The organism is Actinacidiphila paucisporea (assembly GCF_900142575.1).
In the GTDB taxonomy this organism is placed as follows: domain Bacteria; phylum Actinomycetota; class Actinomycetes; order Streptomycetales; family Streptomycetaceae; genus Actinacidiphila; species Actinacidiphila paucisporea.
In genome coordinates this window covers 25,954-39,586 of record NZ_FRBI01000030.1, presented here as the reverse complement: position 1 = coordinate 39,586, position 13,633 = coordinate 25,954, and the positions used below count along the sequence as shown (strand labels likewise).

The window sequence follows — 13,633 nt, the reverse complement described above, 5'->3', positions numbered from 1 at the left end:
TCGTGGTGTCAACGACGCGGAGCCAAGAGCGGACCACTGGCCGACGTGCCGTCCGCACCATCCAGGCCCTTCTCACTCCGTCTGAGGTTGTTCCGCTTTGACGGACACCATTGATGTGGTGGTCAGGCCGCGAGCGCGGTCTCGTAGTCGCTCCTACCCGAGGGCGCGAGCCTCACCGATCGTCTGTTCCAGGGCCTTCTTCGCGTGCGGGGTGTACGCCGGCTGCGGGAACCGGAACGCGCCCGGGCCGAAGTTGTCGTCGGCGCGGCGCTGGATCTCGGGTGCCGGCCGCCCGCCGGTCGGGGGACGCCCGCCGCGTCCAGCAGACGCACGGCCACCTCGCGGGCGTGCCCGACCTCGACGCCCTGCCCGGCCGGGAGCGGTTCACCGCCTGCTGACCGGCGGAGAGGGTCTCCCACCGTCCCCACCCGGGGTGCGGACGGTGCCGCCGGCACCTCGGTACCCCTTGTCGGCCCAGCACCTGATGTCGGCTTCAGTGAGGGCGTCGACGATGCCGTGCTCGCGAGCCGCGCGGATGTCGTGGACAGCACCGGGCAAAGCAGGCCAGGGTGGCGTCGTTCATGGATTCTGTCCTGGTTTGGTCACCTGATTTCGAGGGTGGTCAGGGGCTGTGTGGTGTCTCGGCTGTGCTTGCGCAGGCCGGCGGCGATGTTGTCGCAGTTGGTGAGGCGGAGGGCGCCGATGGCCAGGTTGCGCAGTGCGGCCATGGCTCGGGGTGCAATTCCGGTTCGTACGCGGGAGGCGTCCTCGGCGAAGGTGGTGTCGCGCACGTGGTGGATCTTGTCCTCGATGCCCCAGTGCTCACGCACGCGGTGGGCGATCTCGGGGGCGTCGGCCTGCTCGGCGGTGAGGTCGGTGACCGCGTAGACGCGTTCCAGGGTGACCTTGTCTGTGCTGATCGTCCGGCGGCGGCGCACGATCTGCACGGCTTGGGCGGAGTAGGGGAATGCGAGGCCGCGGGCGACGGTGGCGGTCTTGACGCGGCGGATCTCGTCCCGGCCGTGTGCGGTGGCGCGGGTCTTGCCCAGTAGCGGGACGTCTCGCCAGGGCAGTTGCTTCATCTGCTGGTGCAGCAGCGGCTGGTTCCCTTCGACACGGCGATGTAGTGGGCGTTCTTGTCTTCCACCAGGAAGCGGGCGTGGGCCTGCTGGGTGTGCAGAGCGTCGAAGGTGACCACGGTGTCGGCCAGGTCGAGTTCGGCGAGCATCGGCTTGAAGACGGTGATCTCGTTGGTCTTGGAGCCGACCTCGCGTTGGGCGGTGACCAGGCTGGTGCCGGTCATCGCGGCGAGCAGGTGCACTTGGGTGCCGTCGGTGCGGCGGGCGCCGCGGACCGTCTTGCCGTCCACGGCCAGTGAGCGGCGGGGCAGCTGGTCCGCGTCCTGGACGACGGGCGTGGGGCCGGGGTCGCGGGCTGCGAGCCAGGCGCCGACTGCCGCATCGAGGGCGTCGCCGTCGGTGCGCTGCAGGACTCGGCGCACGGTGGCTTCTGCCGGAGCGCTGGGGCCGGTGGGTTCGCGGTTCGGACCGCCGAGCGCACTGAGCACGCAGACCGGTGCGTCGGCCGCCCATTCAGCGATCGCCGTCAGCGACTTCGCGCCGGCCGGCACCGCGCACGCGGCGAGCGCGAGAACGAAGGAGAGGGAATGGCGGCGGCCCTTGGCCCGGCGCGGATCGGGCACCGTCACAAGGCAGTCCAGCAGATGCGGATGTTCCCCGAGCCCAGCTGGGTGGGCGGCGGTGAGTTGGCTCAGGCCGGCAGGGATGGGCGATGATGAGCGCGCAGGCACGGTCTTCCGTTGCAGTGATCAGGGACTCGACACCTCATGATCACCCGGAGATCGTGCCTGCCTCCGTCCCGCCTCACGCAACGAACTCCACGGCCATGCCAACCAGCTGAATTTCCATCAAGTCGGACACAACCGCTGAACGACGAGGCCCTGCAAAGCAGGCGAGGCCACAACAGTCGACCGAAGGGATCGGCGAGGACCTGCACGTTCATCCCGTGCCTTTTGTGCTTGCTGTCGAGCCAACTACCGCCATCATCAGTTAGGTTGGCAAAGGCTCACTGCCCGCCCCGCAGGTAATCGGCCCTTCCTGCAAGACGCCGTCTGCCGATCACCTATCAGCGGCGCTGCCAAGCCGGCACGCCCCGAGCTCAAACGCTCCCAAGGTCGTTAGCCGGCCCCAAAACTGGCCTTGGCAGGAGGCCCGGCGGATCAGGAACGAACCGTTGCTGTTCCCTTGGCCCACACCTCGATGAGCTCGGTGGCCTGTTCGACGTTGAGCCTCGGATCACACAGCGAAGTGTAGTGACGCTGCAATTCGTCCTCGGTCCGCACCGATCCACCGATGCATTCCGTCACGTCATCCGCCGCGACCTCTATGTGGAGTCCCGAGGCGTGCTGCCGGTTCTCCTCAAGGATGTCGCGGAATCGCAGTGCCTCGGTGATCACGTCGGTCAGGTAACGTGTTTTCAGACCGGCCCGGGACTTCACCGTGTTGCCGTGCATGGGGTCACTCAGCCAGACCACCGGGTGTCCCGCATTCACCATGCGGCGGACGATGGGCGGCAGGGCCTCCTGAATCAGGTCTCGGCCCATTCGCGGTATCAGGACGAGGCGGCCGGGCTCGCGTCGCGGATCGAGGGCGTCACACACCCGCAGTACGCTGTCAGGGTTCGCGGTCGGTCCGATCTTGCAGCCCACCGGATTCACCACAGAGGAGAGCATGGCTATATGCGCCTCGGCCGGTTGGCGTGTCCGCTCTCCCACCCACGGCAGGTGTGTCGAGCTCAGGTACAGGTCGTCCGAGTCCGGGTCGCGGCGGATCAATCGGGATTCATAGTCGATGACCAGGGCCTCGTGGCTCGACCATGGCCCTTCCCCTGTCGGCACACGACCGTTTCCCTGGCGATGCTTGCGCATCACCTGCTGCACCCTGTCGCTGGCGTCATAGGCCCACAACATGCGCCACGGATCGGCCTTGCGGGTCGCCGGCGTAGCGATTTCCGAATTGATCATGTGTCCCATGAAGGAGGGAATGGTCAGTGTGCCGTGACCTTCGGTCGCCTGCGACCTGGGTTTGGCGAACTGTCCACCCATACGCCCGACACGAACAACAGTCTGGCCGGTGAGTTCGCTGAACCGATCTCCCAGCCGGTCGATGACACTCAGCTTCTCCGAGGTATGTCGAGGCGTGCACTCGTAGAAGCTCTCCGCACAGTCACCCAGTTGAAGCAAGTGGGCGTTGGTCGTCATCAGTCTCGACAGCGACCACCGCAGCTGCCGAATCTCCGCAGCCGTCACCAGGGGCGGGGCCGACGCCAGCCCCTGGCACGCTTCTTCGTAGCCGGCATGGTCTCGCCAGTCCGGTTGCTGGGACGCCGGCATGCCCTCCCACGTCCCGAGTTGGGTGGAGTCCGCCGTGGAGCTGAGTGGCTGCATGTGTGCTCCCGTCAAGAGTTCGGAGAGACGTGCTTCCGGGAGCCACGGCAGGTGGCGAGCCGGTCGCCGGACGAGCGAGAACCGTTCGCCCCGACCGGCCCGACAGCGCCGGAGCTTCCCGCCCGGTCCAGGGGTGTGTTGATAGCTTGGCCCAGCAGCCACTGCACGCACATCACGTCTTCGCGCTGCTGAGCGAGGGTGGTTTGAGAAGTGATGGATGTCCTGTCATCACACGATGGCGTGCCGCCTAGCATCCTTGTCGGCCGACGGGCCTGTTTGTACCAGGCTGAACCTGTGGCGCACGCGCTACCGGACCGGCTTCTGCGATGAGGCCCGGAGATCGTCAACGCGCCGCCTTCAGGCTCACGTGCGGGCTCCTTCCGCGAGAGTGCGCTCTCCCGGAGGTTGACGAAGGAGTGCGGGCAACCCCACCCGGGATTGTCCGCACTCCGACTCGTCGAGGAAAGATCAGACTCTGGCCTCTTCACCCACACCGGCGTGTGGACCCGAGGTCGCCTTCGGCGCCCGCCGTCCTGGCATCCACCAGTTGGCCTGTCCGCACAGCTCCATCACCGCAGGGACGAGGACCATCCGGATGACGGTGGCGTCGACGAGCACGGCGACTGCCATGCCCAGGCCGATCTGCTTGACAGCGACGTCAGGGCCGAGCAGGGACGTCGTGAAGACGGCGATCATGATGGCGGCCGCGGCGGTGATGACCTTGGCCGTCCGCGCCAGCCCGCTGGTGACAGCACGCCGGGTGTCACCAGTGCGCTCGTACTCCTCACGGACCCGCGAGATCAGGAAGACCTCGTAATCCATGGACAGGCCGAACAGGACCGGGAACATCATCATCGGCACCCAGGTCGTGACCGGCATCGCGGCGGGGAAACCGAGGGCAGAGCCCAGCCATCCCCACTGCACGATCGCGACCAGCACTCCGTAGGCAGCGCCGATGGACAGCAGGTTCATCACGGCGGCCTGCAGCGCGATCGTGACCGACCGGACCAGCCCGATCAGCAGCAACAGGGACAGCGCGATGACGACTCCGATCATCCAGGGCAGGCGCGAGCTTGTCTGAGCAGCGAAGTCGATCGCGCCCGCGTTCGGGCCGCCGAGGAAGACCCGGTCGCCGCCCGACACCTCGGGCAGCACGCTGTCACGTAGCTTGTGCACCAGGTCCGTGGTCGCCTGATCCTGGAATCCGGTCTCGGGGAAGGCCATGAATGTGGCGGCCTGCCCGTCCTTGCTCACCCGAGGCTGCGTGACGTAGGCGACGCCCTCGGTCGCGCGGACCTTGTCAACGACGCGACGCAGATCGGCGTTCGTGGAGTCGACCTGGGTAGCGAAGACCATGGGTGCGCCGTAGCCGGGACCGAAGCCTTCGGACACGATCTGGTGCGAGATGTAGCTGCTCCGATCGTGCGGCTGAACGCTGGCGTCGGGCAGGCTGAGGCGCATCGACAGCGCAGGGGCGGCCAGTACCAGCAGGCCCGCGCCGGCCAGTACCGTGGCGACCAGCGGCCTGCGCTGTACGACGCCGGCCCAGCGTTCGGCGGGGGTACGACGCTCCCGGGACGGGGCACCGGCGGACTCGAGCCGCCGGGACCTGCGACGGGGTAGCCGCAACGAGTTGATCTTACGGCCGGTGAAGCCCAAGAAGGCCGGCAGCAGCGTCACCGCGGCGATCATTGTCACCAGCACGGTCACCGACGCGCCGATGGCCACGCCGGTCATCAGCCGCTGTCCCATCGCGACCAGGCCCAGCAGGGCGATCACGACGGTCGTGCCGGCGAACAGCACCGCGTGACCTGCGGTGGTGATGGCCTTGACCGTGGCGGTCTCGGGATCGTCGCCGTCGTGCAGGCTGTCCTTGTAGCGGGTCACGATGAACAGCGCATAGTCGATACCGACTCCGAGCCCGATCAGCGCCGCGACCAGCACGGTGAAGTCCGGCGAGGGCACCACGTGCGCCACGAGCTTGAGCAGTCCGATGCCGCCGAGGATCGCCATCAGCGCGGTCACGATCGGCAGGCCCATCGCCACCAGCGACCCGAAAGCGATGAAGAGGATCACGGCGGCCGCCAGTACGCCCACGCCTTCCGCCGGGCCCGGCTTGGGGGTCTCGGCCTTCTCCGCCTTGTCCCCGCCGAGGCCCATCAGCACCCCATCGCCGGAGGCATCCTTGACCGCGTCGACCAGGGGCTTGACGTCGCTCTTCGACGCCTCCTTGTTGGTCAGCGGGATGGTGGTACGGGCGATGTGGCGGTCCTTCGTCACCAGGGTCGCGTCCTGGTACGGCGAGATCACCGGGCCGGTCACGGTGAAGGTGTCAAGCGTGCTGATGACCTTCTCGATCTTCGCCCGGACGGCCGGGTCGTCGATTCCCTTGTCCGCCTTGACAGCGAGAGTCAGGGTGTCCCCCTGCTGCTCCGGGAAGTGTTTCTCAATCAGGGCCTGCGCACGGGCGGAATCGGTGGTGCCACCGGTGAAGTCGTTGTCGGAGGCGGCGGCGAAGCGGAAGCCGACGAACGCCACGGCGAGCACGCCCAGGATCCAGGCCATCAGGACCAGGCGGCGGCGCCGGTAGCAGAACCGGGCCAGTCCCGCCAGAGCTCCGTCCTTGGGGGGAGCCTCGGTTGACATCATCTTCTCCTTGAGTCATTGAGCTGTGTGCTCAATCCTCGCGATCGGGAACCTCAACGTCATCGTGCGGAGGGAGGCACTATATGGGTCGCGCTGCCACGGCTGCGGTACTCCTGCCGTAGTACTGCGGGGGCCGGGCCAGCCAGTGGTTCAGCATCCGGCCGCCGGCGGAACCAGAAGGCACCGCCGCGGCCGGAGTCAACGGCGAGAGCGATCAGCCGCCGTTCAACTTGCGCTGGATGTACTGGTAGCTCAGTTCGCCGATCCTCGGCGCGTATTCAGCTGCCGCCCTGATCGAGGGCGGGAAGTTCTCGCCGGCCGAGACACTGCTCTCGCCGCAGTCATTTGCAAAGTCGGTCCAGTTGCTCCACTGCAACTTGACGTCGGTGGCCGGGGTGACTCCCGGCTCGACGACGGAGGAACCCTTCGGCGCGGTATACGTAATGTCGGCCTGGTCGGTGCCGGTGAAGAGCCGTACCTGCGAGGCGAAGGCCAGGCAGAGCGCGGCGGTGTCGGAAGGATACTCGGGAGCGTCGGCGGTGTCCCCGTTCAGGTAGCTCCGCCACTCGTTTCCGGTGATGTCGCTGACGGTGCCCTGTGTGGGCCCGCCCCACGCCGTGATCTTCTTGTCCCCGTACAGGTACCGGATAGCGCTGAAGGGCCGCACCGCGTCGTACTTCCGCTTGAAATACCACGTCGCGATAGTGGAGTCGACGAAGGAAACGTCAGTCGTGGCGATGTAGTCGACCATCTTCTCGGTGTCGTACTGGCCCGCGAAGACCACCGGACTGCCGGCGACGGCCCCGAAGGTCAGCACCTTGTCGTTGAAGAGCTCGGCGGCCACCTTCTCGCGGTCGTCCAGAGCCGCTGACGCCTTCAGCACTTGGTCGGCCTGCCGCTTGTAGGCGCCACGGTTCCGGTAGTTGCTGTCCACGGGCGGCGGAACCTTGAACTGGGCGGGACTGTCGAACGTGAACGGCTTCAGGAGGCCGAACTGAGGAGTCGCGAACTCCTGGACACGGTAGACGTTCCTCGTCGAGCTGGTATTCGGCTGCCAGCGCGACGGGTTGCGGAGCGCGTACGGGGGGTTGACCGGCTTGTAGCCGGTGTAGTCGGCGTAGGGCTGCCGGTTGTACTTGACACCGCCCTCGTCCCCATCCCGGTTGGAGCCGTCATGTGCGCGCGCCGCCAGGGCGTTCTTGGCCGCGAGAATGCCGATCCCGCTCGGCGTGGTCGGGTCCTCCGCGGTGTTATTGGGGTCGAGACCAGCCGATTGCATCATCTCGATCCAGACGGACTTGGATTCCGGTAGCTCGGCGTTGAGCGAGGTGAAGGCGGAGTAGGCGACAGCGATGTTCATGTTGCGCAGCGTGTGCTCTTCCGCCGGGCGGCGAGGGATGTTCGAGAAGATGCCCACCGCCTTGTCGCGATAGGGGGCTATGGCATCGAACCATGGCATCTCTATCAGCATCGCGTGATCCACAGTCAACGTCACGGCACGGCCGGCGGCCGACTCACGCGACTCTCTCTGGAACTTCGGATAGACGACCTGCGTCAGGATGTTCCCGTGATCGAGATCGAAGGCCGGCGGCGCCTGCTGCGGGGATGCCGGCATGGCACCGACCAGTGCCCCTACCAGGACCGCTGAGGTGGCGAAGGCCACCACATACCTTGGGCGCGGACTCCGCAGCCGCCTCAAATTCCTCACCAGAATTTCCCCTTTCGGTCAACTCGGCCCTGGCGGTTGCATACCATCAGGTAGATTGTGGCCATACCGGTGCGAGATTAGAGGACGCACCTCGACCCAGGCCACTGCTCGATCGAGTAGTGAGCGCTACCCGGGGGTGAGCGCGACACCTCCCACATCTCTGGTTCGACCGTCAGATGTAGTCCATCACCCCGGCCTGCCATTTGAGGTGCGCCTCAATTTTGTGGTACTCCCCTTCGGCGGCGAGCGCGATGCCATAGACGAACTTACGCTCAGCGCCGCCATATGGGATGCTCTGCGCGAATCGCACGATCTCCGGTTCGACCGGAATGGGAAGGGTGGCCAGATCCGTGGTGGTCACGGCGTAGCAGATCCGCTCGATTTTCGAGGACTCCCAGTTCAGGGTGACATACAGCCCGAACGACTTCTCCCCGAGCTTGAGCAACTGCTCGCTCGGCTCCGCCATGCCGAGCTCGCGGAGCATCGACCGGATAGTCTCCGGTTCATAGCACTCAGCCGGCGCACCGAGGTACACATTCACCGTCCGGTGCCCGTAGTCGATTCCGATCACGTTGACTCTGTCGGCCACGCCGTGACGAGCGAGGAAATCGGCGTTGGCGGCCAGACTGCGCGGCATGGACGGCATGTCGGCAAACGTCGACACCTTCTGCAGAGTTTCCGGGGTGAAGAAGCCATAAACCTTCTTGAAGCCGCCGACGACCCCGAAGTCGATACCGTAACTGTCCACGGGGCAGCGTTCCTGGATGTCCGCGAGCAGGTCTCCTACGGGATGGTCCGTCTCCGGGGTGATGCCGTTCGACAGAGCAACGGCATAGGGCTCACGTTCCTTCGGATGCGTCATGAAGCGGCAGTCGAGTTCACCCGCCTGGCGCATACTGGTCGCCACCCGGAAGGCGACAACGGTCGCGTCATGCCCGAACGCGTCCCCGTACGCAGTCAGGATGGGCCAGACCTTGTCGCGCGAGTAGGCCACACCGAGCTTCCGGGCTGACTGCTCGATGGCCGAGCAGAGCTCTTCCACCTCGGGAGTTCCGGGCATCTGTCCTCCAAGTGCCTCGCCATGTCGAATCTTTGACGGCGTATCACGCCTTCACCCGCACCAACCCCGAGACCAACGCGCCGGCGTCGTCGTCAGGCGCCTCGTACCCTCCGGACGACGGCAGCCGGATCCGCGGGGGCGCTGTTCCCGCGCCAGGCCACATGGTGGTCCGGCCTGAGAAGCACCAGGTCGCGTTCCCATATCTGCCGCGCTCTGGCGTTGTTCACCACGGCGTGGCCAACCGGCAGGCCTTGAGCGGCCGCCTCGCGCAGGAGCTCGTCGGCGCCGCCGTCACCGGCGAAGTCGATGAGCGTGAAGGACAAGGCGAACCGGTCGTAGAGCGCTGTGCCGTCCTGCAAAAGAAGGCTGGGCGGGCGGCCGCCCGGCCAGGTCGTCGGCGTGTACTCCCCCGGGTGCCAGGGGGGTTCTGGCCCGTCCTCATGGCAGATGAGGGGGGAGCCGGCGTAGCGGTAGCCCAGCTCGATGCCCGCGTACTCGTTCTCGCCGCGTTCGGTTTCGAGGAACGCGGCGACGGCCTTGCGCGAGCCGCCCTCCCGCACGAGAGCGCCTGCCCTGAGGTGCACGCCGAGGTGCCGGTGTGAGGTCTTCAGGTTGCGCAGGCCCACCGGGCGGCGTTCCGCCTCGTAGCTGTCGAGCAGCGTGGGGCCTCCGAAGCCCTTGACGAGGGCGGCGATCTTCCAGGCGGCGTCGACCGCGTCGGCGATGCCCGTATTCATCCCGTAGCCGCCGGTAGGGAACATCCGGTGGGCACTGTCGCCGGCGAGCAGGACCCGTCCGGCGCGGAAGCGGTCCGCGAGGGAGAAGCCGGGGCGCCAGCGAGAGGTCAGCAGCACCTTGTCGACCTTCAGGTCGGTCTGCGTGATGTCGCGCAGGAACGCCACCGGATCGGCCGGTGGCGTGTCGAACTCGGATGGCTCCATGCCGTTGACATGAACGGTCCAGGTGTCGGTCTCGTCCTGGGCGATGATGATGTACCGGAAGGCGAAGTAGTGCCAGAACCGCCCGTGCCGGTGCAGGCTTTCCAGGTCGCGGCTCTTGAAGTGCACCATGAACGCGCCCGGCAGTCCCGGTACGTCGAATCCCTCCTCACCGATGCCCACGCAGTCGCGGACCTGGCTGGAGGCACCGTCACAGCCGACCACGTATCGGGACCGCAGTCGGACCCGCTCGCCGCTCATCGTGTCGGCCAGGTGGCTGGTCACCTGGCCGGCGTCCTGGGTGAGCGAGTCGAGCCGCAGGCCGCAGCGCAGCTCGATGAGCGGATTGCGCCGGCAGTGGGAGCGCAGCACCGGCTCCAGATCGATCTGTGAGATCCGCTGGCTGGGCTCGGCGGGCTGGGTGCCGTCGTTGTGCTCGGCGATTGCCCGCCACTGTTCGGCTACCGAGGGGAGTTCCCATGTGGTGATCGGCTCGCCGGAGAGGCCGGTGGACCAGATCACGTCAGAGGGATGCCCGTGCCCGACACCCGCGGACCGGATATCGCCGGCGACGCCGAGCTGTCGGAAGAACTCCATGCTGCGGGAGTTGACGTAATCCAGCTTCGGATGCACCGTCGTGTCGAAGCCCTGGTCGATCAGAACACAGGTCACGCCGTGGCGGGCGAGCAAAAGGGCTGTGGTCATGCCGACCGGGCCCGCGCCGACGACCAGAACCGGTACCGGCTCCACAATCTACCTCCCGAAGGGGTGGGGGACGGTTCGCACCGCCCCCCACCGATCGCAGTTGATCAGTGGGCTTCGCTGGGCGTGCGGCTCTCCGGTTCGCCCGTATCCGCGCTGCGAGCGAGCGGGGCCTTCGGCGCGGGGATGACAGCGCCCGTGAGGGCGCGGACCCGCATCTCGGCGAAGCCGGCGTCGTTGCGCTCACGGCTGGTGACCGTGCCGAGGTAGCCGAGGAGGAAGCCGATCGGCGCCGAGATCATTCCGGGTTCGAGGTCGATGATCTTGAAGTCCAGGCCGGCGAACATGGCATTGTGGGGGTCACCCGAAATGCCGTTGGAGAAGACGACCATGACGAGGGTCGCCACCATCCCTCCGTAGACCGTCCACATGAGTCCCCGGGTGTTGAAGCGCCGCCAGTACAGCGAATAGAGGAGCGACGGCAGGACGACGCTGGCCCCCAGGTCGATGGACGTCGGAATGAAGATGTGGGTGAGCAGGGGTGCCATCGCCGTCCCCAGGACGAGGGATGCGAACCCGATGACCAGCACGTTGCGTCGTATGTCCTTCACTTCGGCGGCCGGTTCCGGATTCCGCCCGCGCGCCGCGTTGATGTCCTTGGTGAAGGAGGTCACCCCGTTGATGAGCACGGCGGCGAGAATCGCGGCGACCGACAGCAGGGCGAATCCGCCGAGCACGCCGTTCGCCCACTTGCCGAAGAGGTTGTCGACGAGCTTCGGCAGGGTGGCGTCGCGGTGTTCGGGGACCACCTGGACGTTCTTCGCGTGGAGTATCGCCACGGCGCCGAGACCAAGGATGATGATGCACTGGAAGAACGCGGCGGTGATCATCGACGCCCAGCCCGCCGACTGCCGCGCTTCCCGTCCGTTCCTCGCCACGTGGAAGCGCATGAAGAACCACGGCATCCCCATGCCGCCGATGGCGATGCAGACGAGCTTCGACAGGTGGACCCACGGATCTTGACCTGAGTTGTACGTGGTGCCCTTGCTGAACAGACGGCCGTCCTCCAGCAGCTTGGCACCGCTCTTGTTCGGCGGGGCGTGGTCCTGGGCGTCGTTGAGCAGGTGGACCATGTTCATCTTGTACTTGGCCATCACCGCCACGGTCAGCACCGCGACCGCGAGGACCATCAGAATCGTCTTGAACACCAGTATCCGGGTCACTCCGGCCATCCCGCCCATGTACACCCAGGCGATGACGATCAAGCCGACGAGGAACATGACGCCGGCCACGAAGGGCTTGTTCACCGTGGAGCTGGTGTTGAACATCCGGTTGGCGACCAGGCCAACCGCAGCCAGCATGACCACCATGAACATGGTGAAGACCACCAACGTGGTAGCTGCGGAGGCGATCCGTGCCGGGCGCTCGCGAGCCCTCAGCACGAACAGGTCGCCGAGCGTGTAGCCGCCGACGTTGCGCAGCGGCGCGGCGTAGATCAGTACACCGAGCACCGAGCCGATCGTGAAGGCCACCACGAGGTAGATGGCGTCCAGGCCGTTCAGCGCGATGTGGCCGATGCTGATGATCACGGTCGAGTACAGGATGATCCCGCCGACCATCGTGACGGCGTTCGGAAGGGCGCCGACGTTTCTGCCCGCGAGGAGGAAGTCGTCGGGTGTGCGTGTACGGCCTCGCACCGATCTCACGATGGCGAACACCACGGCAGCCAGTACGAGGGCGACCACGGTGGCGAGGGCGGGCGCCGCCCAGGTGTTGGTGATGGGGGGAGGATCCGCGAGAACAGTGGTCATCCGAGATCTCCTTCCAGGTCGGCCCGGATCTCTTCGCTGAGCGGATCAAGCCGGGCACGGGCCAGTCGCATGTACACGGCGGTAGTCACCACCACAGAGAAGCTTGAGAGAAAGAAGAACAGCAGGCCCACGTTGAACGGGCCGAAGAGCCCGTGGTTGAAGAAGTCCGGGGCGAACGCGGCGAGCGAGATGGTGAGGAACCAGAACCCGAAGAAGGTGACACTCACCCAGAGGGTGAGGGTGTTCGACCGGCGCCGCAGAGCCGCGAACCGGGCGCTGTCATGTACGGCGACATAGCGGTCACGGTTCAATGCCGAATCTAACGTGCCCATGACACCTCCGTAAGTGAGGACGCCGCGATGACGACATCGTGACGTGGCGGTCTGAAGAGCAGCATTGGCCACCACTCGCCGTACGGGCATGGCTCGTTCACGGGGTTTCCGCCGTGCCGTGATGAGATGGCGTGACCCCGGCCGAACCACGTGAACGTGTGATGTCCGGCGACGTCGGCACGGCAGATGGTGTTCGAATGACGACGACTCCGGCGGTAGCCGCTTGGACGTACGACGACTTCACCAGTGGCGAGCTCGACCCCGCCCGCTGGGGAATCATGTCGGTAACCGGGGCCGACGGTGTACGGCACCAGTACCGGGACCGCAACGCACAGGTGCGGACCGGTGACGGGCGACTGGAGCTGACCGTCAACCCGTTCACCCGCTTCCACGACACGGACCCGAGGCAGAACAACGCCAAGCAGATGTACCGGTCCGTGCGGCGCTTTCTGGTGCCGGCGGCGGGAGTGCTCAGCTTCGAGGTCGAGATGGGGGTGCGGACGTACGGCCAGATTCCTCACGACCTGCTCGACGCCTACGGCACGGTGAACCTCTTCGACCTTCAGACCGGTGTCGTGCTCAATGCCGCCGCCACCGACGACACCGTCTACGCGGTGGTGGAACGACTGGCGATCCCAGGCGTGACCCAGCGGCACGAGCACTACGTTCACCGGGTGGTTCTTCCAGTGCCGACGGAGCCAGGGCGCGAGCACCGCTACGCCATCACCTACCGGGCGCAGACGTCGCAGGTGGAGTTCCAAGTCGACGGCCAACTCGTCTACTGGGCATGGCTTCCGGTACCGGTGGTGGGCTTCCACGCGGGCATGGGGCTGTTCTCGGCCCGCGATCTCACCCGCTACCAGCGTGGGGACCGGGAGCACGGGCAGGGCGCGACCGGCCGGTGGGGACCGTGGAAGATCAGGTCCACACCGGATACCGGTGACCGGTCACCCGGCCAGTGACGACCGCC

At 66.5% G+C, this 13,633-nt stretch carries 10 protein-coding genes and 2 pseudogenes; 1 reads left to right on the top strand and 11 read right to left on the bottom strand.

The window, feature by feature from the left end:
- Window positions 1-376 precede the first annotated feature (376 nt).
- From BUE44_RS30635 to BUE44_RS30595, 11 genes and pseudogenes are all read right to left on the bottom strand, one after another.
- Window positions 377-564: pseudogene (locus tag BUE44_RS30635) on the bottom strand (IS5/IS1182 family transposase); the annotation flags it as partial.
- Window positions 565-602: 38 nt separating this feature from the next.
- The gene (locus BUE44_RS38940) at window positions 603-1,082 is read right to left on the bottom strand and encodes a transposase (protein ID WP_235002620.1); all 480 of its coding nucleotides are present in this window, start codon (window positions 1,080-1,082) and stop codon (window positions 603-605) included.
- Window positions 1,079-1,702 (bottom strand): ISAs1 family transposase, encoded by a 624-nt coding sequence (locus tag BUE44_RS38935; protein WP_235002619.1) that lies wholly within the window; start codon window positions 1,700-1,702, stop codon window positions 1,079-1,081. Before BUE44_RS38935 ends, BUE44_RS38940 begins: the two co-directional genes overlap by 4 nt.
- A 249-nt stretch (window positions 1,703-1,951) precedes the next feature.
- A pseudogene (locus BUE44_RS39890) lies at window positions 1,952-2,040 on the bottom strand (IS5/IS1182 family transposase); the annotation flags it as partial.
- Window positions 2,041-2,239: 199 nt separating this feature from the next.
- Window positions 2,240-3,466 (bottom strand): 3-deoxy-7-phosphoheptulonate synthase, encoded by a 1,227-nt coding sequence (locus BUE44_RS30625; RefSeq protein ID WP_073502279.1) that lies wholly within the window; start codon window positions 3,464-3,466, stop codon window positions 2,240-2,242.
- A gap of 468 nt (window positions 3,467-3,934) precedes the next feature.
- Complete coding sequence (locus BUE44_RS30620; RefSeq protein WP_073502278.1) at window positions 3,935-6,115, bottom strand: MMPL family transporter; 2,181 nt, start codon at window positions 6,113-6,115, stop codon at window positions 3,935-3,937.
- 211 nt (window positions 6,116-6,326) lie between these two features.
- Window positions 6,327-7,775, bottom strand: coding sequence for a DUF6851 domain-containing protein (locus BUE44_RS30615; RefSeq protein WP_073502308.1), 1,449 nt, complete (start codon window positions 7,773-7,775; stop codon window positions 6,327-6,329).
- Between the two features lie 217 nt (window positions 7,776-7,992).
- A complete protein-coding gene (locus BUE44_RS30610) occupies window positions 7,993-8,880 on the bottom strand; it encodes an aromatic prenyltransferase (protein WP_073502277.1) in 888 nt (295 codons plus the stop codon).
- Between the two features lie 92 nt (window positions 8,881-8,972).
- Entirely contained in the window at window positions 8,973-10,568 is a 1,596-nt protein-coding gene (locus tag BUE44_RS30605) for an FAD-dependent monooxygenase (RefSeq protein WP_235002617.1), read from the bottom strand.
- A 59-nt stretch (window positions 10,569-10,627) separates the two neighbouring features.
- Window positions 10,628-12,331, bottom strand: a complete 1,704-nt coding sequence (locus tag BUE44_RS30600) for a solute symporter family protein (protein ID WP_073502275.1) — start codon at window positions 12,329-12,331, stop codon at window positions 10,628-10,630.
- Window positions 12,328-12,663, bottom strand: a complete 336-nt coding sequence (locus BUE44_RS30595) for a DUF485 domain-containing protein (RefSeq protein WP_073502274.1) — start codon at window positions 12,661-12,663, stop codon at window positions 12,328-12,330. Before BUE44_RS30595 ends, BUE44_RS30600 begins: the two co-directional genes overlap by 4 nt.
- A gap of 197 nt (window positions 12,664-12,860) precedes the next feature.
- On the opposite strand from BUE44_RS30595, the gene BUE44_RS30590 reads away from it, so the two are divergent.
- Window positions 12,861-13,625: a DUF6081 family protein gene (locus BUE44_RS30590; protein WP_073502273.1), complete on the top strand. Its 765-nt coding sequence runs from the start codon at window positions 12,861-12,863 to the stop codon at window positions 13,623-13,625.
- Window positions 13,626-13,633 lie beyond the last annotated feature (8 nt).